Source organism: Bifidobacterium stellenboschense (assembly GCF_000741785.1).
GTDB classification, from domain to species: Bacteria; Actinomycetota; Actinomycetes; order Actinomycetales; family Bifidobacteriaceae; genus Bifidobacterium; species Bifidobacterium stellenboschense.
Genome location: NZ_JGZP01000008.1, coordinates 1 through 26251, shown reverse-complemented (window position 1 = coordinate 26251; position 26251 = coordinate 1). Strand labels below are relative to the sequence as shown.

General features: G+C 65.9%; 19 protein-coding genes, 1 tRNA gene and 1 pseudogene. 7 read left to right on the top strand and 14 right to left on the bottom strand.

The genetic code is table 11. The annotated features are described in order from the left end of the window. Positions 1-110: 110 nt before the first annotated feature. The 4 genes from BSTEL_RS03240 to BSTEL_RS03225 all read right to left on the bottom strand — a co-directional run bounded on the left by BSTEL_RS03240 (position 111) and on the right by BSTEL_RS03225 (position 6868). Positions 111-944 carry a carbohydrate ABC transporter permease gene (locus BSTEL_RS03240; protein ID WP_034527133.1) on the bottom strand — a complete coding sequence of 278 codons (834 nt, stop codon included), beginning with the start codon at positions 942-944 and terminating at the stop codon, positions 111-113. A 32-nt stretch (positions 945-976) separates the two neighbouring features. Then, on the bottom strand, positions 977-1906 hold the full coding sequence (locus BSTEL_RS03235; RefSeq protein WP_051922812.1) for a carbohydrate ABC transporter permease: 930 nt from the start codon (positions 1904-1906) through the stop codon (positions 977-979). Between the two features lie 38 nt (positions 1907-1944). Next, complete coding sequence (locus tag BSTEL_RS03230; RefSeq protein WP_238567612.1) at positions 1945-3213, bottom strand: ABC transporter substrate-binding protein; 1269 nt, start codon at positions 3211-3213, stop codon at positions 1945-1947. 304 nt (positions 3214-3517) lie between these two features. Continuing rightward, positions 3518-6868, bottom strand: coding sequence for a tetratricopeptide repeat protein (locus tag BSTEL_RS03225; RefSeq protein ID WP_034527091.1), 3351 nt, complete (start codon positions 6866-6868; stop codon positions 3518-3520). A gap of 217 nt (positions 6869-7085) precedes the next feature. Between BSTEL_RS03225 and BSTEL_RS03220 the strand changes: the two genes are divergently transcribed. After that, positions 7086-7964, top strand: a complete 879-nt coding sequence (locus tag BSTEL_RS03220) for an AraC family transcriptional regulator (RefSeq protein WP_034527089.1) — start codon at positions 7086-7088, stop codon at positions 7962-7964. 39 nt (positions 7965-8003) lie between these two features. Here BSTEL_RS03220 and BSTEL_RS03215 read toward each other — a convergent pair whose 3' ends face one another. The 3 genes from BSTEL_RS03215 to BSTEL_RS03205 all read right to left on the bottom strand — a co-directional run bounded on the left by BSTEL_RS03215 (position 8004) and on the right by BSTEL_RS03205 (position 12143). Continuing rightward, complete coding sequence (locus tag BSTEL_RS03215) at positions 8004-9455, bottom strand: Maf family protein (protein ID WP_034527087.1); 1452 nt, start codon at positions 9453-9455, stop codon at positions 8004-8006. 284 nt (positions 9456-9739) lie between these two features. Continuing rightward, a complete protein-coding gene (locus BSTEL_RS03210; RefSeq protein WP_034527085.1) occupies positions 9740-10774 on the bottom strand; it encodes a homoserine kinase in 1035 nt (344 codons plus the stop codon). Between the two features lie 13 nt (positions 10775-10787). Continuing rightward, entirely contained in the window at positions 10788-12143 is a 1356-nt protein-coding gene (locus BSTEL_RS03205; RefSeq protein ID WP_420796392.1) for a homoserine dehydrogenase, read from the bottom strand. Positions 12144-12461: 318 nt separating this feature from the next. On the opposite strand from BSTEL_RS03205, the gene nagE reads away from it, so the two are divergent. Together nagE and BSTEL_RS03195 are read left to right on the top strand one after the other, a co-directional pair. Continuing rightward, positions 12462-13982, top strand: a complete 1521-nt coding sequence (gene nagE, locus BSTEL_RS03200; protein ID WP_034527083.1) for an N-acetylglucosamine-specific PTS transporter subunit IIBC — start codon at positions 12462-12464, stop codon at positions 13980-13982. A 150-nt stretch (positions 13983-14132) separates the two neighbouring features. Next, a complete protein-coding gene (locus BSTEL_RS03195; RefSeq protein WP_034527081.1) occupies positions 14133-14651 on the top strand; it encodes a PTS sugar transporter subunit IIA in 519 nt (172 codons plus the stop codon). Positions 14652-14949: 298 nt separating this feature from the next. Here BSTEL_RS03195 and BSTEL_RS12680 read toward each other — a convergent pair whose 3' ends face one another. The 4 genes from BSTEL_RS12680 to BSTEL_RS03175 form a co-directional block, all read right to left on the bottom strand. Next, on the bottom strand, positions 14950-16716 hold the full coding sequence (locus BSTEL_RS12680) for a diaminopimelate decarboxylase family protein (protein WP_034527079.1): 1767 nt from the start codon (positions 16714-16716) through the stop codon (positions 14950-14952). Positions 16717-16924: 208 nt separating this feature from the next. Continuing rightward, positions 16925-18769: an arginine--tRNA ligase gene (argS, locus tag BSTEL_RS03185; protein ID WP_034527077.1), complete on the bottom strand. Its 1845-nt coding sequence runs from the start codon at positions 18767-18769 to the stop codon at positions 16925-16927. A 320-nt stretch (positions 18770-19089) separates the two neighbouring features. Continuing rightward, positions 19090-20496: an amino acid permease gene (locus BSTEL_RS03180; RefSeq protein WP_034527075.1), complete on the bottom strand. Its 1407-nt coding sequence runs from the start codon at positions 20494-20496 to the stop codon at positions 19090-19092. Between the two features lie 96 nt (positions 20497-20592). Then, positions 20593-20982 carry a Rid family detoxifying hydrolase gene (locus BSTEL_RS03175; protein WP_034527123.1) on the bottom strand — a complete coding sequence of 130 codons (390 nt, stop codon included), beginning with the start codon at positions 20980-20982 and terminating at the stop codon, positions 20593-20595. A 238-nt stretch (positions 20983-21220) separates the two neighbouring features. On the opposite strand from BSTEL_RS03175, the gene BSTEL_RS03170 reads away from it, so the two are divergent. Then, entirely contained in the window at positions 21221-21859 is a 639-nt protein-coding gene (locus BSTEL_RS03170; RefSeq protein ID WP_034527073.1) for a hypothetical protein, read from the top strand. A 51-nt stretch (positions 21860-21910) separates the two neighbouring features. Here BSTEL_RS03170 and BSTEL_RS03165 read toward each other — a convergent pair. Then, positions 21911-21983: transfer RNA gene (locus BSTEL_RS03165), tRNA-Arg, on the bottom strand. 1214 nt (positions 21984-23197) lie between these two features. Here BSTEL_RS03165 and BSTEL_RS03160 point away from each other — a divergent pair. Both BSTEL_RS03160 and rpiA read left to right on the top strand, forming a co-directional pair. Beyond that, entirely contained in the window at positions 23198-24187 is a 990-nt protein-coding gene (locus BSTEL_RS03160; RefSeq protein WP_034527121.1) for a ribonuclease H family protein, read from the top strand. A gap of 95 nt (positions 24188-24282) precedes the next feature. Beyond that, complete coding sequence (gene rpiA, locus BSTEL_RS03155; RefSeq protein ID WP_034527071.1) at positions 24283-24981, top strand: ribose-5-phosphate isomerase RpiA; 699 nt, start codon at positions 24283-24285, stop codon at positions 24979-24981. Between the two features lie 113 nt (positions 24982-25094). On the opposite strand, the gene BSTEL_RS11705 is transcribed toward rpiA, so the two are convergent. Then, positions 25095-25184, bottom strand: a complete 90-nt coding sequence (locus BSTEL_RS11705) for a 30S ribosomal protein bS22 (protein WP_004268639.1) — start codon at positions 25182-25184, stop codon at positions 25095-25097. Positions 25185-25289: 105 nt separating this feature from the next. Further along, a complete protein-coding gene (locus BSTEL_RS03150; RefSeq protein ID WP_034527069.1) occupies positions 25290-25904 on the bottom strand; it encodes a hypothetical protein in 615 nt (204 codons plus the stop codon). A 186-nt stretch (positions 25905-26090) separates the two neighbouring features. Here BSTEL_RS03150 and BSTEL_RS12300 point away from each other — a divergent pair. Then, positions 26091-26251, top strand: a pseudogene (locus BSTEL_RS12300) (DNA repair protein RadA); the annotation flags it as partial.

Here is a 26251-nt window from a genome sequence, read left to right as displayed (position 1 = left end):
GTCGCCGAAGGCGACTGAGGGTGGTCGACGGCAATCGACGATGGTCGACGTACCGGAACCACCCTCCGGCGCTACGCGCCACCTCCCGCCGGCGGGAGGAACTGGGGGCGTCAGCCCTTGACCGATCCGGCGACGAGGCCGGAGACGATCCACTTCTGGCAGAAGATGAAGAAGACGAACACGGGGACGAGGGCGATGAACGTGATGGTCATGAACAGCGGCCAGTTGGTGGTGAACTGTCCCATCGCGTTGAACACCTGGAGGACGAGGGTCTGCTTCTCGACGGAGGAGATGTATATGTTCGGCGTCATGAAGTCGTTCCACGTCCACATCGTCTCGAACACGATCACGGTGGCGAGGATCGGGCGGCACAGCGGCAGGACGATCTGCCAGAAGATGCGCAGGGAGCTCGCGCCGTCGAGGCGGGCCGCCTCGAACAGCTCCTGCGGCAGGCCTCGCATGTAGTTGACGATGAGGAAGTAGCAGAACGTGGAGGCGCCGGTGTACAGCACGACGAGGCCGAGCAGCGAGTCGACGAGGCCGAGCGAGGACTCCATCTTGTACTGCGGGATGAGCAGCACCTGGCCGGGCAGCACGAAGGAGAGCAGCAGGAACGAGCCGATGGCGGCGGTGAACCGGCTCTTCTTCTGGACCATGCCGTAGGCGGCGAGCGAGCCGATGAGCACCATCAGCGCCACGGAGACGACGGTGACGATGATCGTGTTGACGGTCGCCTGGATGATCGGCAGGTTCTCGAACGCGTACACGTAGTTCTCGAACGTGGGGGCCTTGGGCAGGCCGAACGGGTCGAGCGACATGTCCGCCGAGTTCTTGAACGTGTTGACGATGACGATGTACAGCGGGATGGCGCAGATCAGCGCGAGGGCGATCATCACCACCGACAGGATGCCGGCGTGGAGGCGCTTGCGCTGCCCCATGCTCATGCGTCCGCTCGTCTTGCTCTTGCTTGCCTTGCTCATGACAGCCTCTTTTCGATTGCGTTGGTGGCGACCTGCTGGAGGGCGACGAGGACGACGCAGCAGATGAAGAACACGACGCCGAGCGCGGAGCCGATGCCGTAGCGGCCGGAGCCGATGCCGGTGACGATGATGGACTGGGTGACGGTGTAGGTGGAGGAGCCAGGGCCGCCGGAGGTCAACGCGAACGGCAGGTCGTAGACCTTGAGGCCGCCGGTGAGGAGCATGAACACGGACACGCCCATCGCGGGGACCATCTGCGGCAGCGTGATGTTCGTGAACTGCTGCCAGGTGGAGGCGCCGTCCACCTGCGCCTGCTCGTAGAGGTCGGCGGGCACGGCCTGCAGGTAGGCGAGGTACAGGGTGGCGTGCCAGCCGATCTGCGCCCACACGGCGATGAAGATCACGCAGAACTTCGCCCATCCCGGCTGGGAGAGGAACGGCACGGTGTCGAAGCCAAGCTTGTCGAGGATCATGTTGACCGCGCCGGTCTTCATCGGGGAGAAGATGTACTGCCAGACCAGCCCGAGCACGACCATCGACGGCACGGACAGGAAGAAGAACACGGAGCGCACGAAGTCGCGGCCGAAGAACTTCTTGTTGAGGACCACGGCCAGCGGCAGCGCGATCGCGGTGATGAGCACGGTGGTGAGGATCGTGTACATGAGCGTGAAGCCGAGGCCGTTGAGCAGCGTGGGATCATGGAAGATCTGCACGTAGTTGTCGAGGCCCACGAACTTCGCGGTGGCGAAGTCGTAGCCGCCGTAGTCGGTGAAGCTGTAGACGATGCTCTGCGCGAACGGCACGAGCATGATGACGACGTACACGAGGAGGATGGGGGCGAGGAATCCGAGCGAGGTCAGGTTCTCCGCGAGGTTGCGGCGTCTGCGGGCGTTGCCGTGGACGGTTTCGGTCGATGGATCGGACATGGTCTGCGCCTTTTCGTGTGGGACGGTTCGCTCGGCGGTCACTTGTAGGACTGGAGCTTGCCGTCGAGGTTCTTCGCCGCGGTCGTGCCGTCGATGGAGCCCATCGCGACCTGCTGGAGCTGGCTGAAGGTCTCGGCGCGCAGGGCGGTGCGTCCCTTGGCGGGCCAGCCGAGCGTGTTGAGGTAGACGTGGCCGGTCTTCATGTAGGTGTCGTACACGGTCTTGAAGCTGGGGTCGATCTCGGCGTCGTAGCCTTCGACGACCGGGATGTTGCCGGTGCCCTCCTGGTAGGCCTTCAGGCCTTCGGGCGAGGCGAGGAAGGTGAGGAACTTCTTCGCATTCTCGAGCTTCTGCCCGCTGATCTTGGCGTTGATCGCGAACGACGGGTCGGCGGCGCCCGGCGTGTACTGCTCTTGGTCCTTCGTGAGCATCGGCACGGTGCCGAACTCGAAGTCGATGCCGCTGTCCTTGAACGTGGGGACGTCCCAGGCGCCGGAGGCCATGACGGCGAGACGGCCGGACGTGAACTCGGTGCGCATCTGGTCGGCGGAGATGCCGGTCACGTCGGAGGTCATCACGTCCTCCTTGAAGAGCTTCGACCATTCGGTGTACAGCGGGCCGTAGGTCTTCTCGAACGTGGTCTCGCCGTCGGTGATGGACTGGTCGAGCATCTTGCCGTCGTTGTCGGCGGCGGACTCCTCGCCGAGCCATCCCTCGACCGGGATGCCGAGGCCGTCCTTCGCCTCCAGGTACGGGGTGACGTCCGGCTCGGTCTTCTTGATCTTCTTGAGCATGTCGATGAACTCGTCCCACGTGGCGGGGATCTTGTCGTAGCCGGCCTTCTTGAGCAGGTCCTTGTTGAACGCCAGCGCGTTGATCCACGTGGACACGGACATGCCGTAGGTCTTGCCGTCCTGCGAGTACGGGGCCTTGTTGGCCTCGGGGATGGACTTCATGAAGGCCTCGTCGGTCAGGTCGAGCGCGAGCTGGTTGTCGACCATGTCGGAGAGCTGCTCGGGCGGCAGTACGAACACGTCGGTGAGCTTGCCGCCGGAGATGCGGGTCTGGAGAACCTGCTGGTAGCCGCCCTGGGAGCCGTTGGTGGTGCTGAACTTCACCTTGATGTCCGGGTACTTCTTGGCGAACGCGTCGAGCACCGGCTGGTAGGCGTCCTGCGTGTTGTTCGCGAAGAAGGTGAGCGTGTTCGGATCCGAGTCGGCGGAGGCGGAGCCGCACGCGCCGAGCGGTGCGAGCATCGCGACGGCGGCCGCGGCTGCGATCATCGTCTTCATGTTGCGCGACATCATTGTTCTCTCCTATCTCGCCGGACCGTTCCGGCGTTGATAAAAACCACTGGATTCCGTCTACGTCGTCGTTGATGGTTCGTATGCGATCCAGCGTGGTGAATGATTCCAGTGTACGATTGCAACGCGGCCGTTTCTCTATTTTCCTTGACTTGGAATAGTGAAAAATTGCTGTCTTCGACTATTGCCGCATAGTGAAAAACTGCTTGTCGGCAGACGCGTGGAGGGCGGGGCGCGCGCCGTCATGGCATGCGCCCCGCCCTCCACGGGGATCACGTCGCGGAAGACCGCGTCGCGGTAAACCGCGTCACAGCACGTGGCGGTCGGCGAGCTCGTCGGCGAACAGGTTCGCCTGGATGTGGCTCGGGTCGAGCGCCGTCGCCTCGTGCAGGAACTCCGCGGCCTTGGCCTTGTCGCCGGTGCCGATGTTGGCGAGCGCCATCAGGTACAGGCAGTGGATGCGGTTCATCTTCGTGTAGTCGTTCTCGAAGATGAGGAAGTCGGGCAGCGAGACGGCGAAGTAGTCGATCCTGACCTGGTCGTCGAGGTGCTGCTCGCCGTAGTCGAGCAGGCGGTAGAAGCGGGCGTTGGCCGGGCCCTCCTCGCCGAGCGCCTTGTGGGCGAGACCCTGGAAGAGGATCATCTCGGCGGGCTGGTCGTTGTAGTACATCGCGCCCTTCACCTCGTCGGGGCCGATCGTGGCCTGGCGGAATTCGGCGCGGGCCGCCTCCTCGTCGCCCAGATGGCGTTCGACCACGCCGAGGTAGTAGTGGATGTCGTTGTCCTTCTGGCCTTCGAGCTTGCCTTCGCCGAGGTTCTCCGGGTAGGCGAGCGTCCTGACGAGCAGCTCCTTGGCCTTCGCCCAGTCGCCGGCGGCCATGGCGTCCTTGGCGAGCAGGGTGAGGGCGATGCGGTACTGGCCGGTGACCTTGCCTTCGCCGCCCTCCCACGGGTGGAAGCGGCGTTCGCCCATGAGCTCGTAGGCCTTGGCGTAGTTGCCGGTGAGGTCGAGCACGGTCAGGTATTCGATGAACAGGTCGTCGCGTTCGGCGACCACGTCGAGGTGCTTCTCGAATTCGGCGAGGCGGCGGGCGTAGGTCCAGCCGATCTTGCGGTGCAGCTGGTCGAGCTCGAGGAAGACGCGGGCGTCGGATTCGTCGAGACGGTAGGCCTCCTCGATCTCGCGCTCGGCGGATGCGGCGTCGCCGCGCTTGTTGTAGTAGGCGAGCGCGAGGTTGCGGTGCACGGTCGGGAAGCTCGGGTCGAGGTCGCGCGAACGCTCCCACAGGGTGATGGCCTTTTCGGCCTGGACCTTGTCGTAGTACAGGCAGCCGAGGTAGTAGGGGGCCTTCGCGCCGTTCACGATCTCGATGGCCTTCTCGAGCGGGGCGATGTCCTCCAGCTTGTTCGGGAAGCAGTAGTCGCTCGGGGCGGCCTCGGCGGCTTCGAAGGCGGCCTTGGCCTCCTCGTCGCGGCCGAGCTTGGCGAGGTAGTAGCCCTCGTAGTACTTGACCATCGGCTTGGTCTGGTCGGTCTGCGCGAGCAGCTGCAGCGCCTCGTCGTACGCGCCGAAGAGGGCGTAGTCGCGGGCGGCCTGCAGGTAGTTCTCGTGGAAGCCGCGCATGAGGCCCTTGAGTTCGGCGGCGGCGCCGTCGACTCCGGCGAGCGCGCGCTCGTAGCCGGACACGAAGTCGAAGCGGTCGATCTTGAGGTTCTCGTCGAGGGCGGCGGCCGCCTCGTCGGCGCGGCCGAGCCTGCGCAGCAGGTAGGCGCGAAGGCCGCGGGCCTTGATGTTCATCGCGTTGCGGGTGAGCGCGGTCTCCACGTATCCGAGCGCTTCGGCGTAGTCGCCGCGGCGGGCGGCGATGGCCGCCAGGTAGAGGAAGGCGCGCTCCTTCTGGGTGTCGTCCCACGTCGCCTTGTAGAAGGCGTCGAACGCCTTGTCGTCCTCGCCTTGGAAGAGCAGCGCGAGGCCGAGGTTGTAGTGCGGCTCGGAGTCGTACGGCTGCGTGTTGTGCTTGGTGAGGCGCTTGATGGCGGTGCGGAATCGGTCCTCGGCCTGCGCGAACACGCCGCGGCGCAGCAGCAGGCGGCCGTACGCGTTGTTGATGCGGGCGTCCTCCGGGTCGCGCTTGAGGCCTTCGAGGTAGTACGGGTCGGGCATGTAGGTGGCGTGGCGGTACTGTTCGAGGTGCAGGCCGGCGAGCAGCAGTTCCTCGTTGGTGAGGATGTCCTCCGGATCGTCGGCGGCCTTCGCCGGCTCGGACAGCTTCTCGATCTTCTTGGGTTGCGGGGTGTAGTCGATGAGCACGGTGCCGTCGGAGGCCTTCACGGTGGCGGTGATGTCGGTCGCCGCGGCGTCGCCGGTCTCGAATTCGGCGCGCACGGTGTCCGTCGGGCTGATCCGACCGTTGTAGGCGTACAGCACGTCGCCGCTCGTGGTCGTGACGGTGACGGTGGCGTTCTCGTACACGGCGGTCGCGTACACGGTCACGCGGCCCTGGCCGGCCTTGAGGCCCTGTGCCTCGATGCCTTCGGTCTCGCCGGCCGCGCCGAACGTGTCCTCGGGACCGATCTCCAGGTTGACGGCCGCATTGATGGAGGCGTTCTTGACCTGGCCGACGGCCTTGTACGGCATGAAGTACTGGGTGAAGGTCTTGCCCTCGTACGGCTTGAGCCAGGTGAAGTCGGGCTGGTTGTCGGTGAAGACGCCGGTCATGAGCTCGACGTACGGGCCGTTGGCGTCGGTCAGGTTGCGGTCCCATGCGCGGCCGAAGTCGCCGTTGCCCCACGTCCACTGCTTCTTGCCGGGGCTCACGTGATGGTCGGCGATGTGCAGGATGCCGGCCTGCTCGTGGAAGTCGTAGCCGCCGACGAAGTTGTAGTCGGAGTGCGCGGCCATGTAGCTGGTCGGGACCGGCACGTTCTTGTAGCGGCCGATGTCGACGCCCTCGGAGTAGTCGTGCTTGTAGTAGGTGCCGGTGGCGATCGGGTAGCGGGAGACGTCGCGCTTGCCGTGGTCCATGACGGCGGTCACGTCCGGCGGCATCACGGTCTTCGTGTGCTCGTTGACGGGCACGGCCGGGTTCGCCCACCACAGGAAGGTCTGCGGCAGCGCGGTGCCGTTGTACAGCTGCGCGGAGATCTCGATGTACGCCTTGCCGGGGTGCAGGGCGATCGTGGTGACGACCTGGGTGCCGTACATCTGGTCGGTGTCGTGGCACTGCACGGCCTTGCCGCCGTCCGGCAGGTCCTTGACCGTGTAGTCGACCGGCAGGTAGGTGGTCGGACGGTGGTGCTGCGGCCAGTTGAACTCGATGCCGCCGGAGATCCACGGGCCGGTCAGGCCGACGAGCGCGGGCTTGATGACGTCGTTGCGGTAGACGAAGTCGTAGTCGTTGGTCTTGTCCTTCGCGTACTGGATGCGGCCGCCGAGCTCCGGCAGGACGGTCACCTCGAGGTATTCGTTCTCGATGATGACGGCCTTGTAGTCCTGATCGTGCTTCTCGTCGCTGATCGTCTCGATCACCGGGTACGGGTAGACGCGGCCCGAGCTGCCCTGGTAGACGCGCTTCTCGATGAACTCCGGGTTCTTGTCCGCCGCGCCGATTCCGTAGGTGGGGATCGTGATGACGGTGTCCTTGATGGTCACGGCCATGATGTGCTCCTTCGCTGGAGGCCACTGCATGCGATTGCCGCATCGCGTCGCATGCATTGGTGTTTTGTTGATTACTTGCCTACCAGCCTAAAGCCGCTTTTCAACGGTCCTTACGGTTTTCCTGCTCCCCCGTATGAAAAAATTGCGGATGCACAACCCGTGCGAACCGCTATACTGGCAATCATCGGCAACAATGCCCATCCAAGGAAGGAGACCCATGAAACCGGCCGAACACGGCATCCTCGACGAGGGCTCCGAATTCTACATCTACACGCCCAGCAAAACCGCCCTGCGCACGTTCCTCTACCCGCTGCGCGTCGGCTCGTTCCATTACGAGGCCGGCTACCGGCAGGAGCGCAGCTCGTTCGACAGCTTCCTGATCATGGCGATCCGCCGCGGCTCGTTCGATGTCACGACCGGGCAGGGCACCGCCCACGTCTCGAAGGGCGATTTCGCGCTGATCGACTGCTACGCCCACCACGCCTACGGCACCGATGAGCCGAGCGACGTGCTGTGGATGCATTTCGACGGCGAGATGGCGCGCGCCTACCATGATCTGATCGTCTCGCGCCTCGGCGTCACGTTCACGCTCAAGGACCCGGGCTACGCGTTGACGCGTCTCAACGCGATCTACGACACGTTCCATGCGGGCGCGCGCATCTCGGAGCCGCAGATGGCGAAGCACATCACCGACATCCTCACCGAGTTCGCCGTCGCCGCATCCGACGCCGGCGTCTCGACGCAGCGGCAGCCGCACGTCATCGAGGACGTGCTCACCTACATCTCGAACCATCTGGACGAGCCGCTGCCGATCAGCGAGCTGGCCGCGATGGCGTACATGAGCGAATACCATTTCATCCGCGTGTTCAAGAAGGAGACCGGGTACACGCCGCACGCCTACATCATGGACGCGCGCATGCACGCGGCGAAGTATCTGCTCATCAACTCGGACATGCCGTTGAAGCGGCTGTGCGAGGAGTGCGGCTTCACCGACACCTCCGCGTTCTGCGCCGCGTTCAAACGCAAGAACGGCGTCTCCCCCATCCGCTTCCGCGCCGAGTCCCTGCGGACCGGCACCGAGGCGGATGGTTCCTGAGACGCCGTGGAAGATCCCACCGCGACCGCTGCGCCGCGGCTACCGTTCGCGGTAGGCGGCGGCCAGCGCCCTGAGCCGCGCGTCGAAGCGCGGCCAATCGGTCTTCATCGCGGTAAGGAGCTTCCTGTCCGGCACCTCGTCGATCGGCACCCAGCCGATCTCCATGCTCTCGTCGTCGTTCGCGCGCGGATGCACCTCATGCCCCGGCTTCTCGAACGCGAACACGGTGGTGTACGCCCACGGCCCGTGGTCCTCGCGGTAGGAGCCGACCACCTCGATGTCCTCCGGGGTGATGTTCGCCTCCTCGTACGATTCGCGCAGCGCGCCTTCGATCGGCGATTCGCCGTCCGCGGTCGCGCCGCCGGGAATCCCCCACGTGCCGCCTTCCGCCGACCATTTCGCACGATGCTGCATGACGACGTGCGTCACCTCGCCGCTCGCCTCGTCACGGCGGGCGAGCAGCACGCCGGACGCGCCGTTCGTCCCCCAATGCTTGCGCCCGCACGCGCAGTCCACCCAGCCGTCGCCCGGCTGGTGCACGTTCTCCTTCGGCGGGATCTCGTTGCCGTCCTTGTCGAGCACGCCCGGCAGGTCCTCGCCGCGCGCCACGTTCCACAGGTCCGTCCAGTCGACGCCGAGCTCGCCGACGAGACGACGCAGCAGCGGCAGGCTGATGCCGATGATGCCGTGCGGGTCGCCGTCGATCGCATCGATGAACGCGCCGCCGAAGCCTTCGAGCGTGAACGATCCGGCGACCTCCAACGGCTCGCCGGTCGCGATGTAGCGTTCGATGTCGCGGTCGGTGAACTCGCCGAACCGCACGGTCGCGTGGCTCGCGCCGCGCGCGACGCGACCGGTCGCGAAGTCGATCACGCAATGCCCGGTCCACAGCTCGCCGGTCGCGCCGCTCATGCGGTGCAGCCGTTCGCGCGCCACGTCGACGCTGTGCGGTTTGCCGTAACATTCGCCGTCGAGCAGGAACATCGAGTCGCAGCCGACGATCAGCGGGCCGACGGTCGAGCGCGTCAGGCCCGGCTGCATCGCGATGATGTTCGTGATCGGTTCGGTGACGGTCGGCATGTCCACGCCGGAGAAGTCGCGCGTCGTGGCGATCTCGTCACGCGAATAGTCGATGGACGCGGCGTCGGCGGCACCGGCGTCGCCGCCGTCCGCCGCGGCACGCGCGTCGGCGGCGATCACGCTCTCCGCGCGCAACGGATACGCGATGACGCGTTCGCCCGTCGCGGCCGACGCCGTCGCCGCGACGTCGCGGTACGCGCGGTGCACGGCAGCGGCCTTCGCGCCGGCGAGGATCGTCACGCGTTGTTCGATGGTGAGATCGTCGACCGTGACGCCGGATTCGCGGGCCGCCGCCTCGAGCGCGGCCGGCTCGTCGACGTGCGAGACGCGGATCGTCGGGCACACGCCCGCCGCATACAGCACGTCGCGGCGCGGCTTCGACTTCGATGCGAGAATCAGCGGAATGGACATGCATACCTTCCCGCTCCCGCCAGCGGGAGCTGTCGAACAAGGTGAGACTAAAGGCGGCTCCACACGGAGCCACATCCGACATATCCGCTCCCGCTGGCGGGAGCTGTCGAACGAAGTGAGACTGAGGGTGGTCCCATACGAAACCACATCACGTATTCGCTCCCGCTGGCGGGAGCTGTCGAACGAAGTGAGACTGAGGGTGGTCGCGCGGTCCGACGACCATGCCGCAACCACCCTCAGACCGCCTGACGGCGGCCAGCTCCCGCCAGCGGGAGCCGAACGGACTAACGGCGCACGACCTCCACGCCGGCGGTGTTGATGGGCAGGTGGAGGACGCGCCAATGCCCGGAGGCGAGCTGTTCGGCGGCGATCTCGTCGATGGCCGTGCGCGCGTCGCCGTAATGCAGGACGAGCACGCACGGGCCGGCGCCGGAGACGGCGGCCGCATAGCCCTTGGACCGGAACAGCGCAATCAGCTCGGTCGACGGCGGCATGAGCGCGCCGCGGTACGGCTGGTGGAGCTTGTCCTGCGTGGCGGTGAACAGCAGCGCGTTCGCCTCATGGCTGGCGTCGGAGCCTTCCGCCTCGGAGGCGCCGCCGGTCGTGGCGAGCGCGGACGGGTTCATCGCCGCGGGCAGGAGCCCGACGCGCGAGACGTTGTACACGGCGTCCTTGTACGGCAGTTCGGCGGGCAGCGCCCGGCGCGCCTTCTCGGTGGACAGCTCGTAGTCGGGCACGAACACGGCGGCGGTGATCGCCTTGTCGACCGGATAGTTGACCGTGTGGAAGCCGCCGTGCAACGGGTCGCCGCCGGGGATGGCGACCGAGCCGACGCCCTCCGCGGTCTCGAAGTCCCAGGAGACGGTGAGGCCGCCGAACACGGCGGGCGCCACGTTGTCCGGGTGGCCTTCGATCTGCGCGGCCATGTCGAAGATGGCGGGGCGGTTGAGCGCTCCGGGCTGCGCGAACGCGGCGGCCGCGGCGATGCCGGCGACGATCGCCTCGGCGGACGAGCCCATGCCGCGCGCCTGCGGGATGTTGTTCGTCGCTTCGAGCGTGAAGCCGAGTCGTCCGAGACCGAACGTGGCGCAGGCGCGACGGAACGTGGAGACGACGAGATGCGTCTCGTCGCGCGGCAGCGTGTCCTCGCCTTCGCCGTGGATGACGACGTGGGCGACGCCGTCGCTCGGATCGTCGTTCAGCGTGAACATGAGTTCGTCGTGGTAGTCGAGCGCGAGACCGACCGTGTCGAAGCCGGAGCCGAGGTTGGCGCTGGTCGCCGGCACGCGCACGCGCACCTGATTGCAGATGGGGTTCATGATGCCTCTATGGTCAGTCGAGAACGCGCAGGATGGACGGCTGGCCGGTGACGAAGTCGAGCGCCTGGACGGCCTTGACGGTCTCGCGCAGGGTGATCTCGTCGGTCGCGTGCGTGACGAGGCGCAGCTGCTGGACCTCGCCGTCATAGCCCGGGGCCTTGAGCGAGGGCTTCAGATCCTGGTTGACGCCGTTGATCGACACGCCGTTGCGGGCGAATTCGGTGGCGATGGCGGCCAGCACGCCCGGCTTGTCGTGGATGAGGAAGCGCACGGCGAACGCGGCCTTCGACGCGTTGATCGGCGCCTTCTTCAGGTCCTTGTACAGCGGGATGGACGGGCCGGTGCAGCCGGCGGCGATATGGCGGGCGACGGTCACGACGTCGCCGACGACGGCGGAGGCGGTCGGCGCGCCGCCGGCGCCGCGGCCGTAGAACATGAGGTCGTCGGCGGCCTCGGCCTTGACGAAGATCGCGTTGAAGGAGCCGTGCACGCTGGCGAGCGGGTGGTTCTCGTCGATGAGCGCCGGGTAGACGCGCGCGGAGACGCCGGCCTCGCCGTTCTCGACGACGGCGAGCAGCTTGATGACCTTGTGTTCGGCGGTCGCGGCGGCGATGTCGTCGGCGGTGATGTTGGTGATGCCCTCGACGGAGACGTCGTCGATGGTGACGGAGGTGTGGAAGCCGAGCGTGGCCATGATGGCGGCCTTGTTGGCGGCGTCGTAGCCTTCGATGTCGCCGGTCGGGTCGGCCTCGGCGTAGCCCTTGGCCTGCGCGTCCTTGAGGACGTCGTCGAACTGGAGGCCCTTGACGGTCATCTCGTCGAGGATGTAGTTGGTGGTGCCGTTGACGATGCCGAGCATGCTCGTCACCTTGTCGCCGACGAGGGATTCTCGCAGCGGGCGCAGGAACGGGATCGCGCCGCCCACGGCCGCCTCGAAGTAGATGTCGACGCCCTTGGCCTCGGCGGCCGCGTAGATCTCCGGGCCGTACTTGGCGAGCAGCGCCTTGTTCGCGGTCACGACGGACGCGCCGGATTCGATGGCGGCGAGCACGAACTTGCGCGCCACGGTGGTGCCGCCGATCAGCTCGATGACGATGTCGGAGTTCGTGGCGACGCTCATCGTGTCGGTGGTGACGATCGACTGGTCGATCCACGGGAACCGCTCGGTCTCCTTCGGATCGAGGCAGGCGACGCCGGTCAGTTCGATGGGACGGCCGATGCGGGCGGCGAGCTCGTCCTTCTGCTCGACGATGAGACGTGCGGTCTGCGAGCCCACGGTGCCGGCGCCCAACAGTCCGACACGGATGGGGGTTGCGTTCTGGTCAGCCACGGAAATTCCCTTCTGCTGTACGGCGATCTTTGGCACCATCCTACGGAACCTTTTCGACACGCCGACGGAAAACGTTCTTTACCGAAATCATGCAAACGATTGCCGGAAATCGGAGTCCACATGCGAGTAGCGCTTACGGGCGCAACGGATACCACGTGAGGCGACCTTTTACGCAAAGAAAGTTAACGAATTGCTTGCGGCGCATGTCCGCCATGACGTACCATAACGGATGAAGCGGTGCTGCCCCGAGAAGCAGGAACGTGACGGCCAACGAAGGCCGGAACGCTGCGGCGAAGACGACGCAGACGGGAATCCACCCCACCGCCGGAATCCTCGCAATGAGGGAGGTAAGAAGTAATGAAAGCCTATATCCAGCGACTCGGCCGCGCGTTGATGCTGCCGGTCGCCTGCCTGCCCGCGGCGGCGCTCTTCCTTGGAATCGGCTACTGGATCGACCCGAGCGGATGGGGCGGCAACAACGTCGTCGCCGCCTACCTGTGCAAGACCGGCTCGGCGATCCTCGACAATCTCGGCCTGTTGTTCGCGGTCGGCGTCGCGGTCGGCATGGCCCGCGAGCGCGACGGCGCGTCCGCGCTGTCCGGACTGGTCGGTTTCATGACCGTCACGACGATCATGGGCTCCGCGTCCGCGTTCCTCGGCTTCGACGCCGAGAACCCGCCGGCCGCGTTCGCCCCGGGCGCCATCGGCAACAAGAACGTGTTCTTCGGCATCATGGTCGGCTGCGTGGCCGGCGCGCTGTACAACAAGTTCCATAAGACGAAGCTGCCCGATTTCCTCGCGTTCTTCTCCGGCCGCCGCTGCGTGCCGATCCTGACCGCCGCGCTGATGAGCGTCGTGTCGCTGCTGCTGCTGTTCGTGTGGCCGCTCATCTACAACGGCCTGGTCTCCTTCGGCGAGGCGATCATGGGCATGGGCGCGGTCGGCGCCGGCATCTACGCGTTCTTCAACCGTCTGCTCATCCCCACCGGCCTGCACCACGCGCTCAACAACGTGTTCTGGTTCAACCTGGCCGGCATCGACGACATCACGAAGTTCTGGAGCGGCATGGGCGGCCTCGACGGCAAGACCGCGGCCGTGGTCGCGACCGGCGGCTTCCACCCGTGGGGCGAGTACGTGACCGGCATGTACCAGGCCGGCTTCTTCCCGATCATGATGTTCGGTCTGCCCGCCGGCGCGTTCGCGATCTACAAGAACGCGAAGCCGCAGAACAAGAAGGCCGTCGGTTCGCTGATGCTGGCGGGCGGTCTGGCCGCCTTCCTCACCGGCGTGACCGAGCCGCTCGAGTTCTCCTTCATGTTCGCCGCGTTCCCGCTGTACGTGGTGCATGCGCTGCTCACCGCCCTGTCGGTGTTCATCGCCGCCTCGTTCCAGTGGATCGCCGGCTTCAACTTCTCCGCGGGCTTCATCGACTGGTTCCTGTCGCTCAACGTGCCGCGCGCCCACATGCCGGTGATGCTGCTCGTGCAGGGTCTCGTGTTCGCGGTCATCTACTACTTCGTGTTCGACTTCATGATCCGGAAGTTCAACCTGAAGACCCCGGGCCGTGGCGATGACGACGAGGCCATCTCCTCCTCCGCGCTTGAGGACTCCCCGGCCGCCGCCAAGGCCGACAAGGAGTCGGCGCTCGCCGCGAAGCTCTACGAGCTGCTCGGCGGCAAGGCGAACGTGGTCGACATCGAGAACTGCACGACCCGCCTGCGCATGGGCGTGCAGGACACCTCGAAGGTGGATGTGGACGCGATCCGCAAGCTCGTGCCCGGCGTCAAGGTGATCGACGCGAAGAACATCCAAGTGGTGGTCGGCACGCAGGTGCAGGCCGTCTGCGACGCGATGGAGGAGATCCACCGGCGGTCGTGACGTCCCGCGCGGCGGGCGGGCGCGCATGACGCGCATCCGTACGCCCGTGCGCCATCGTACGCCATGAAGGCCGTTCCTTCCCGAAAGGACGGCCTTCGTGGTGTACGGTGGTATCCGAAGCATCCTTATCCCAGATCAAGGAGGATATCCATGGGATTGTTCTCGAACCTGTTCCATAAGCCCGAGGCCACGGAATCCGACTCCCCCGCCCCGATCACGATCGTCGCGCCGGTCGACGGCACGATCGAGCCGGTCGAGGAGGTGCCGGACGAGACGTTCGCCGCGAAGATCCTCGGCGACGGCTTCGGCGTGGTTCCGACCTCCGGCACCGTGGTCGCCCCGGTGTCCGGCACGGTGACGACCGTCGCGAACGCGAAGCACGCGGTCGGCATCACCACCGAAGGCGGCGTGGAGGTGCTCGTCCACATCGGCGTGGACACGGTGCAGCTCAAGGGCGAACCGTTCGACATGCTCGTCGCCGAAGGCCAGACCGTCACCGCCGGCAAGCCGATCGAACGCGTGGATCTGGAGGCGGTGAAGGCGGCCGGCAAGCCGACCGACGTGATCGTCGTGTTCACGAACCCCGCCGCGATCGCCTCGCTCGACGTCGACAAGGTCGGCCGCACCGTCGCCACCGGCCAAAAGCTCGGCACGATGACCACAAAGTAACAACAAACTTGGCCGGCCGAGCATTCTCGCCCTCGCCGACAGCAGTCCCACCCCGCCGGTTAAGCATTCTCGCCCCACAAATTGAGCGGTCCCGTCTCACTGGCTAGGCATTCTCGCCCCCGCTGGCGGGGGCTGTCCGTCCCTTGGACGGACTGGGGGTGGTCCATGCGCAAGCCCGCAACCACCCCCAGTCAGCTTCGCTGACAGCCCCCGCCAGCGGGGGCGCAGTTGGTCGTTTTGGACTGTCGGCACGAAGGTATGGTGACAGTCCCCCCGCTAGCGGGGGCTCAGTCGTATCTCACTCGCTCACATCAAGCGACAGCAGGTCGTCGATGGTCTGGCGGCGCAGCATCACATGCGCGCCGCTCTCGCTCACGCCCACGACCGCCGGAATCAGCGCCTGATTGTAGTTCGACGCCATCGTGCGGCCGTACGCGCCGGTGACCGGCACGGCGAGGATGTCGCCGCGCTTCAAGTCGGCGGGCAGCCGCACCTCATGCACGACGATGTCGCCGGATTCGCAGTGCATGCCGACGACGCGCACGAGCATCGTCTCGTCGGATCCGCGGCGGTTGGCGAGGCGGGCCGTGTAGTCGGCGCCGTACAGTGCGGGGCGGATATTGTCGCTCATGCCGCCGTCGACGGACACGTACACGCGTTCCGTGATCGGCTCGCCCGCCTTGTCCTTCGCGTCGCTCAGATGCACGGGCTTGATCGTGCCGACACGGTAGAGGGTCACGCCGGCGGGCGCGACAATCCAACGGCCCGGCTCGAAGCTGATCGCCGGCGCGGGCATGCCGAGCGCGCGGTTGATGCCCGTGACCGCCTCGGCGAGACGCGTGAGCTCGCGGCGCACGTCCATCGAATCCTCGCCGTCCGTGTACGCGACGGAGTAGCCACCGCCCAGATCAACTTCGGGCAGCGTGTACGCGTCGGTCGCGTAGAACGTCTTGCGCAGGAGCATCATGCGCTTGGCGGCCTGGATGAACGCGTCCGCATCGTGGATGTTCGAGCCGATGTGCGAGTGGATGCCGACCAGTTCGAGCGTGTCCTGATGGCGGAGGATGTCCTTGAGCACGGCGAGCGCCGGGCCGTCTGCCACGGTGCTCATCGCCTCGGCGAGCGCCTTGTCCGTCTCGGAGACCTGCTCATGGCTCAGGTCATACGGATACTTCACGTCATACTGCAGTTCACGCGCGCCGCGAGCACCGGCACCTTCCCCGCTCCCGCTAACGGATTCCGCACGCGGACCGGCACCTTCCCCGCTCCCGCTAACGAATCCCGCACGCGGACCGGCACCTTCCCCGCTCCCGCTAACGAATCCCGCACGCGGACCGGCACCTTCCCCGCTCCCGCTGGCGGGAGCTGTCCGCGAAGCGGACTGAGGGTGGTCACCGCGCTCCACGAGCCGCGCGTTGGTCGCGGCGGGCGTCGCCGCGTCCGGTTCGGCGGCGAGCGTGTCGAGCACGCCGAGGACACCCGCGTCCGCGCCGGTGGGCAGCAGCGGCACGCCGAACTTCTGGTCCTCGTGCGCGGTGGAGATGTACTCGTGGCCACCCGCGTGGATGCCGGCGGTGACGCGCAGCATCACCTTGGCGCGCTTGCCGAGCTTTTCGGCGATGGCGGCGATGCGTGCCGGCTCGTCGGGCGAGTCGACGACGATCTTCGCGAAGCCTTCCTCGATGGCGAGCGCGATCTCCTCGTCCGTCTTGTTGTTGCCGTGGAGCACGAGGCGGCGCCCGGGCGCGCCGGCGGCGAGCGCGATCCGCATCTCGCCCATCGAGCAGGTGTCGACGAGCATGCCCGCTTCGGTGACGATGCGCACGATCTCCTTCGAAAGGAACGCCTTGCCGGCGAAGCTCACGTGCGTGGTGGACGTGTGAAACGCGTCGGCGGCGGCCTTGACGAAGTGGCGTGCGCGGTCGCGCACCTCATCGGTGTCGATGAGGTAGAGCGGCGAGCCGAACTCGTCGAGCAGGGATTCGGCGGTGCGCCCGTGGAAGGTGAGCGCGCCGGTTTCGCTGTCCACGGCCGAAGCGGCCGGCCAGATCGGTGTGATGGCCATATCAGGTCCTTCTTTCCCCTCCCGCTGGCGGGAGGTGGCATGAAATGCCGGAGGGCGGTCGACGGACAGGCCATCGGACCACCCCCAGTCCGCTGTATACATTGAGCCTGACTGTCGTCAGGCCTTCGCCTAAAAACACCTCCGGTGTTTTCTTCACGGCTCAGCCCCGCCAGCGGGGGCCGAAATGCGTATCGGCTTCGCCGATTCCTTACATCTTGTCCGGGGCGGAGACGCCGAGCAGGTCGAGGCCGGAGCCGATGACCGCCTGGACGGCGTCGTTGAGCTTGAGTCGGGCGGCGGCGCGGGCCGGTTCGGGGGCCTTGGCGATGCGCAGCGCCTCGCGTTCGGCTTCGCTGCCGCGCTCCTCGAGTCCGGTCAGATCCATCGGCACGACGCGCTCCACGTTGTACCACTTGTGGTACGTGGCGGCGAGGTCTTCGAGGTAGCGGGCGACGCGGTGCGGGGCGCGCTTGTCGCCGGCCTCCTTGACGACGGCCGGCCACTGGGCGATTGCGGCGAGCACTTCGCCGTCCGCCTCGGTGTCGAGCAGGCCGAGGTCGGCGCCTTCCGTGGTGACGTTCGCGGCGGCCGCGTTGCGGTCCACGTTGCAGGAGCGCGCGTGCGCGTACTGCACGTAGTACACCGGATTGTCGTTTGAGTGGGAGGCGAGCAGGTTGAGGTCGATGTCGACCGGCGAGTTGTAGTCGGTGCGCGCGAGCGAGTAGCGGGACGCGTCCACGCCGATCGCGTCGACGAGGTCGTCGATGGTGACGACGTTGCCGGCGCGCTTGGACATGCGCACGGCCTTGCCGTCCTTCATCACGTTGACGAGCTGTCCGATGAGGATCTGCATGTTCTCGCCCGGCTTGTCGCCGAACGCCTCGCACATGGCCATCATGCGGCCGATGTAGCCGTGGTGGTCGGCGCCGAGCATGTAGATCGCCACGTCGGCCGGGTCCTGCGCGCGGTGGCGCTTGTTCCAGTAGTAGGCGATGTCGGCGGCGAAGTATGCGAATTCGCCGTTGGACTTGATGATGACGCGGTCCTTGTCGTCGCCGTGCTTGGTGGACGCGAACCAGGTGGCGCCGTCCTTCTCGTAGATGTCGCCGCGGCCGCGCAGTTCGGCGATGGCGCGCTCCACCTCGCCGTCCTGGTAGAGGCTGTTCTCGTGGAACCACACGTCGAAGTCGACGTGGAAGTCCTTCATCGACTTGCGGATCTCGTCGAACATCATTGGCACGGCGCGCTTGCGGAACTCCTCGCGCAGCTCGGAATCGGATTCGCCGATCGGCTCGCCGTCCGCGTTGAGTCCCTGATCCTCGTGCTGCAACGTGGTCAGGTCGACGCCGTCGGCCTTCGCTTCGGCTTCGACGCGGCGGGCGATCTCGTCGATGTACGCACCCTTGTAGCCGTCGAACGGGGTCTCGGTCTGGTAGCCCTGCGCGCCCAAGTCGTTGTCATGCGCCCAGGCGGCGACGAGGGACTTGGCGAAGCGGTTGATCTGCTCGCCGTGGTCGTTGAAGTAGTATTCGCGCACGACCTTCGCGCCGTTGGCTTCGAGCACGCGGGCCATCGAATCGCCGGTGGCGGCCCAGCGGGTGCCTCCGATGTGGATCGGTCCGGTCGGGTTGGCGGAGACGAACTCGAGGTTCAGGGTCTCGCCGCCGAGGTGGTCGTTGCGACCGAACGCGGAGACGCCGGCGTCGGTGCGCGGCGCGGCGAGCACCGCGTCGACGACGGCCGCGGCGGACGCGGAGTCGAGGGTGATGTTGATGAAGCCGGGGCCGGCGACCTCCACCTTGGCGATGCCGTCGGCGGCGGTGAGTTCGGCGGCGAACAGGTCGGCCAGGTCGCGCGGCTTCATGCCGGCCTTCTTGGCGAGCTGCATCGCGGCGTTCGACGCCCAGTCGCCGTGCGCGCGGTCCTTCGGACGCATGACGGCGAATTTGGCGACCGGCGGGATGAGGTCTTCGGTGAGCTGTCCGGCCTTTCCGGCGGCGACAAGCTCGTGGGCAATACGCGAAATGAGTTCGCTCAACGCTTCAGGATTCATTCTTCCAAGAATACCGACCGCGCCGACGTTCCCCGCCAGTCGTTATCGTCGCCTTTTCTCTTCGTCCCCAACCGCGTCATCGCTCAACCGTCGCCCCGCCCGAGCCGACCGGCGCAAGAAATCCCGGAGAACATCCCCGTCATCCCGGATTTCTCGCACTGACCATCCCCCAGCGCAAAAAATCCCGGAAACCGACCCACATTCCCGGGAATTCTTGCACTGACCACGTCTCAGTGCAAGAAATCCCGGACGATACGGATTATTCCCGGGAATTCTTGCGCTGCACCGTCACGGCGCTGCACCGTCACGACACCGCAACGTCACCGACCAGTGGCGCTGCCGCGTCGACGTTCCAGCAGATGGTACCCGCCATAGCACAGCGCGACGAACGGAATCATATAGAGCAGCGTCGAACGCTGCGTCTCGTCGAGCACGACGAGCACCAGCGCGCCGATGCACATGACGATCGCCATCCACGGCAATACCGGGAATCCCGGCGCACGGTAGCCGAGCTCGTCGACCGTATGACCGTCGCGACGCCATTCGCGCCGGAACCGGATATGGCACACGCACACCGAGAACCACACGACCAACGTCGCGAGACCGGAGACCGCGACCAGCACGAGATACACGGTGGAGGCGGCGACCACGGACGACAGCAGCGCGAGCAGCGAACCCGCCATCGAGAACAGCACCGCCCACACGGGCACGCCGCGGAAGTTCGTCTTCGCGAACCGCGCCGGGATCAGACGCTCCTTCGCGAGCGACCACACCATGCGCGAGCACACGTACAGGCCGGAGTTCGCGGCCGACAGCACGGCCGTCAGCACGACGAAGTTCATCACGTCGCCGGCGAACGGCATGCCGATCGACTGGAACACGAGCACGAACGGGCTGGTCTCCACGCCCGCCTGGTGCCACGGGATCAGCGCGGCCATCACGAGGATCGAGCCGATGAAGAAGATCGCGAGGCGCAGCACCGTCGTGTGCACGGCCTTCGGGATCGCCTTGCTCGGGTCCTTCGTCTCGCCGGCCGCGACGCCCACCACCTCGGTGCCGGAGAACGCGAACACGACGGTGAGCAGCGTGGAGAACACGGGCGCGAAGCCGTTCGGGAACCAGCCGTTGGCCGTGAAGTTGCCGAACAGCGGCGCGTGCGTGTAGCCGGCGATCGGTATCGCGCCGAAGATCGCGAGCAGGCCGATCACGATGAACGCGACGATCGCGAACACCTTGATCGACGCGAACCAGAATTCCGCCTCGCCGTAGAGGCGTACGGAAAGAATATTGAGCGCGAACACGACGGCGATGAACACCGCCGACCACACCCATGCGGGACTGTCCGGGAACCAACGTTGCATGAGCAGGCCGGCCGCCGTGAACTCGCTGGCGAGCGCCACCGCCCAGTTGAGCCAGTAGAGCACGGCGATCACGAACGCGGTGCCGGGGCCGATGAACCGTTTCGCGTACATGTGGAAACTGCCCGCGTACGGCATCGCGACGGACAGTTCGCCGAGCGAGACCATCACACAGTAGACGAGCACGGAGCCGACCGCGTACGCGAGGATCGCGCCGAGCGGGCCAGCCTGGTGGATCGTGTAGCCGGACGAGACGAACAGGCCGGTGCCGATCACGCCGCCGAGCGAGATCATCGTCAGGTGGCGCGACTCCATCTTGCGTTCGAGATCATTGCCGTGATTGTCGTCGGAATTGCCGGCGTGGGCCATGCTGGGACTCCTTATATCATCCGTGTCAAGTCGTCATGCGGCGACTACCGTATGATACCAACGCCCGCAACGTCGGGAGCATGGCCCCGGCCGCGATCACAGCACGGCGATCGCGTCGATCTCGACGAGCGCGCCCTTCGGGATGTCGTTGCCGCCGAACGCGACACGCGCCGGCTTCACGGAACCGATGAACACCTCGGCGTAGCGGGCGTCCACCTCCTTGAAGTCCTCCACGTTCTTCAGGTAGATGGTGGCGCGCACGACATGCTCGATGCCGGTGCCGGCCGTGTCGAGGATGTGCTTGATGTTCTTCAACGCCTGCGCGGCCTGCTCGCCCGCGGTCTCGCCGGCCAGTTCGCCGGTGGCCGGGTCGATGCCCAGCTGGCCGGACACGAACACGAAGCCGTTGGCCTTGACCGCCTGGCTGTACGCGCCCAGCGCCGCCGGCGCCTCGGAGGTCGCGACCGCTTCCATCTTTTCGCTCATCATGTGCTCCTCTCGGTTGGCTCGCCGTTCGCCCGACGCCGCAGCCGGCGCCGTGACCGATGCGGCCGGTGCCGCACGGGCGATCGATTACCCAGCAGTGTAGTGAGCGCATGTGTCGCCGCCGTGCGCGATGCCCGTCATACGGTCACGGCGCGGCCGCATGAAGCGCCCGACCGCGCGAGGCAGCCGGTCGAATCGGGAAACGGCCTCCGGGCGGATGAACGGATATGATGCTCGTATGGCATCGGATTGGATTACCGGCGACAGCAAAACCGCCGCAAGCATCTGGCGGAAGATGAAGAGCACGAGCACACCCGTGTGGCTGGCGCTGCTCATCATGGGATTGGTCATCGCGTGGCTCATCGGAGGATTGCCCTGGCCGCCCGCCTTCCTGTGGGCGTTGCGTGTGCTGGTCGTCATCGTGATTCCGGTCGTCGGCATGGGAATCCGCATGTGGCATGAATCGACGTCGATTCCGGTGCCGGAGGGACTGACCGGAGTGCGCGCGAACCTGTTGCCCTACAGTCCCGTCACGGTCGACGTCGGCAAGGGGAACGCCGACCCGACGCTGACGACGGCAAGCACGGTCATGTGGACCAATGCGGGAAGGAGCGGATTCCAGTGGCCGGTGCGTGACGGGGAGGGGCGTCTCCTGCTCGCCGCGTTCAAGGTGGAGGGGCCGCGTATCCGCATCGCCGAGACGAAGCCGATCGACGCGGATACGGTGCGCAGGGTCGAGGCGAATCCCGCACGGTTCCAAGCGAAATTCGGCCGCCCGGATGTAATCACCGCCAAGGACGGCGCATGGATGCGGTTCGACCACGCCCACGCCGGACGCACGAAGCGGCCGGTCAAGCGCGCGGGATCCAAGAAATAGCCCCCACACGGCAACAGCCTCCGTATCAACGATACGGAGGCTGTTCTGCAGTGGGCTCGAAGGGGTTCGAACCCTCGACCTTCTGTTCCGGAGACAGACGCTCTATCCACTGAGCTACGAACCCAGAATCATGCATTCGCAACCTGCCCGAAGGCATGCCACGACATGCAACTCCACTACTGTACACCACGTCCACGCCACACGCGACATTATCCGTCCATGCGTCCACGTTCCATCACCCCACGATGGCAACAAGCCGTGCCACACAAAGGGTACAGCGGTGAAGTGTGGCGCACGAGCGTGCCACACTTCACCGGAATCGGTGGGCGGGCGCGCGAAGTGGCACACCGAGGACACGAAAACGTGCCACGAAAGCCCACGAAACGGGTTCCGGCGGATAGTGTGGCTCAGGGTCGCGCCACACTCGGGAGGATTTCGCGCTTTGCGGGCTTGTATGGCACACATTCACCGCGAAATCAAGCCACATGAGCTCGAATCGGGCCGACACCGGTGTTGTGTGGCGCGATACCGTGCCACACAACGTTCCGGCAACCATTGCGTGGCACCATTGCGTGGCACGCGAATCCCCGCAATCCCGCGCCCGAACAGACAAGCCGGACCCACGCGCCCAACATGGCCGAGCCAACGCACACAATCACCCCCCCCCAGCACAACAGCAACAGACAGCGCGGATACTCCGGATACGGCTTAAGTGCCGAACAATGACGACATTGTCATCCACCAAAAAATGCGTTCCACGACACTTTTTAGCACTTAACCGCGAAACGGACACGTCACGTGGCGCGGTATCACGCCACACAAGCACGAAAATGAGCACATCACACGTCGCGTGGCACGGCCTCTCGTCCACACTTACGCAGAACCCACCGGTTCCTGCCGAGTGTGGCGCGGTATCACGCCACACAAAGCGCAAATCCACCATGCACGGCGTCATGTGGCGCGAACGCGTGCCACGCAACGTCGTGGCACCCCTTGTGTGGCACATAACCCGCATAACACCCCATGTCCTTGCATGAACACGGACCCGAAATAATATCCCGATACCCTCGCGTGACACGGACCCGCATAACACCTCGTTATGCCCTCACACGACACGGATCCGCGCAACATCCGATGCCCTGGTCCGTGAATCCGTCGGCGGGGATGGGGGTGATCGTTTCATCGCGGGTGAATCCCCCCATCACACCCGCGGGTGAATCCCCATCACACCCGCCCGCGGGTAGATTCCCGCCCGCGGGTGCCATTAGTGTGGGAGGCATGACAGACACGATTGTGGTATCGACGGACGGGTCCGCGCTCGGCAATCCGAACGGACCGATGGGCTGGGCGTGGGCCGACCACGCGAAAGACGCAGGCGACGGCGGCGAACCGGGCCACGAGCACGATTCGCGCGGCTACGACGCGGGCGGCGCCACGAACGGCACCAACCAGATCGGCGAACTGTGCGCCGTACTCGAAGCGCTGCGCGCGCATCCGGGAGAACAGAAGCTCATCATCGAATCGGATTCGCAGTACGCGATCAACTGTTCGACGAAATGGGTCAAAGGCTGGAAGAACAACGGCTGGAAGAACGCGCAGAAGAAACCGGTCAAGAACCGCGAACTCATCCAGGCGATCGACGAGGCGATCTCGCAGCGTCCCGGTCCCGTCGAATTCAAATGGGTGAAGGGGCACGCGGGCAACGCGGGCAACGAGCTCGTCGACGAACTCGCGCGCACGTACGCCGGCGACTGCCGGTCGGGCGCGCGTGACGGATACCTGCCGATCGAAGGATGGCGCGCGCTGCTGAACTCCGAATACTCGCGCGGTACCGACGTGCCGCCGGACGTCCAGCTCGTGCTGGACGGCAAGGCGGACGCGGCGAGCCTGCGCGAGCACGCGGCCGACGCGGGACGACTCGCGACGCGGGACGACTCAGAATCGCGGAAGAGTCTTGCGGACCTTCTCGCCGAGCCGGAGGGCGTGCCGGACGATCTCGGCGGCGTGAGTGATGCCGTGTCGGACGCGGACGTGCGCGCATCGCGCCGCACGATGCCGGCGGAGATGCGCGCGATGTCGTCACACATGGAGATTGCGCAGTCCATGTCGCAGCCCGTGCAACCCGTCGTGCAGCCCGTCGCGCAGCCCGCGCTTCCCGCGCCGAGCGGACTGAGGGTGACGGGCGACGTGCGGTTCTCGCCTGCGCCGAAGACGAGTCCGTACTTCGACGGCACGCCGATGCACGTGCGCGGATACATCGCGGTGGACGGGTTCGTGGACGGCGACGGCAATCTCACGATCACGGACGCGGATTTCCTGCGCGACTGAACATTTGGCGAACACGAGCGCACACAGCCGCGCACAATCTTCCACCCGCGTTAGGATGGAAACGACTTTTCATATGGAAGGAAAGGATTCACATCATGGATAAGGCACAGCAGGACGCCCTCAAGAAGGCCGCCGGCATCGAGGCCGCCAAGCTCATCGAGAACGGCATGATCGCGGGCCTGGGCACCGGCTCCACCGTCAAGTTCCTCGTCGACGAGCTCGGCCGCCGCGTGCAGGAGGAAGGTCTCCAGTTCACCGGCGTGACCACCTCCCGCCGCACGCAGGCGCAGGCCGAGAGCTACGGCATCAAGATCGTCGACATCGACGACGTGGACCACATCGACGTGACCATCGACGGCGCCGACGAGGTCGACAAGAACTTCAACGGCATCAAGGGCGGCGGCGCGGCCCTCCTGTGGGAGAAGATCGTGGCCACCAACTCCGACAAGATCGTGTGGATCGTCGACGAATCCAAGGTCGTCGACACGATCGGCAAGTTCCCGCTGCCGGTCGAGGTGATCCCGTTCGGCGCCGGCCACGTGATCAAGAAGTTCGAGGCCAAGGGCTACAAGCCGGTCCTGCGCCTCGACGCCGAAGGCAAGGAGGTCCGCACCGACGAGAACAACTACGTCGTGGACCTGCATCTGGAGAAGATCGAGCACCCGTTCGAGCTGGCCGAGGACCTCATCAACACGGTGGGCGTCGTCGAGCACGGCCTGTTCCTCAACATGGTCGACAAGGTGATCGTCGGCGATCCGAACGGTCCGCGCGTCCTCACCAACGGCAACAAGTGAGTCGGTTCGCCTAGGTCCGGCCGATCAGGTCGGCCGGACCCGCGAGCATAACGAAGACCCCCGCCGAACCTTCCGGTCCGCGGGGGTCTTCTCATGCCTTGATGCAGGTAAGACTACTTGCGCTGGTGGCGGGTCTTACGCAGCAGTTTGCGGTGCTTCTTCTTGCTCATCCGCTTGCGGCGCTTCTTGATGACGGAACCCATCTGAAGCCTCCAATCCGATTAATCGTAAAAGTTGCAACTCGCACGAGTATACACGTTCTCGCGGACTACGCCACCCGTGCGTCGCCGTGTGATCCCGGAACTCCTTTACAGCGGGAACTTCTGGTAGAACCGCTGGACCGCGGCCTTCGAGCCGGTGGCCTGGAACACGACCGTGTCGTTGCGCCACAGCGCGGTGGCCTTCTTCGCGTCGCCGGAATCGGTCTTCACCACGTAGTCGCCGGTGGTGTCGCCCTGTACCTTCACCGCGCCCGATGCGATCGACTTGCCGGTCAGGTTCTTGGCGAGCGCGTCGTACTGGGTCTTCGCCGGGTCGGACGTGCTCCACTGGGCGACGACGAGCGTCACGTCGGCGGCCTTCTTGCCGGTCGAATAGGTGAGCGTGTACTCCTCGAGCGGCGTGGCGGAGTTCCATGTGGTCGAGGCGTCCGCCTTGGTGCGCGCGTAGTTGAGCACGCTGTCCGGCATGGCCTTGAGCAGTTCGGTCGCGTTGTCCGGCAGGGCCGTGGCCTTGATGCTCGGCGTGGTCGGCTCCGCGGTCTGCTGCGCGCTGTTCTGCGTGCCAGCGGCGTTCTTGTTGAGCGCCCAGCCGGGCCAGACGAATGCGGACAGCAGGGCGAGGACGACGACGAGCGCAGCGGCGATGATGACGGCGATCAGTTTGCCGTGGCCGTGCTGCGCGGAACTACGAGTATTCGACATGGTTCCGATTGTGGCACAGCCTTGTGACGCTATGACCGGCGCGGAACGCCGGAATACGGCGGCGCGGACGGTTTGCCGGAGTCGCGGATGCGCTGGTATGGCGGAGTCGCGACGCGACACTCCGAAGGACAGCGACAAACCGGTATACATCTACCGGTTTCTTGATTGCGTGCGTATCGTCGAGGCATGGCGAAGACGAATGTGCAGTACCTGTGCTCGGAATGTGGCTGGACGGGCACGAAATGGTATGGGAAATGCCCCGAATGCGGCCAGTGGGGCACGGTGGACGAGTTCCACGAGGCCCGGCCGGCCGCCTCGCGCCGTAGCGGCGGCGCGGCCGGCGGTGC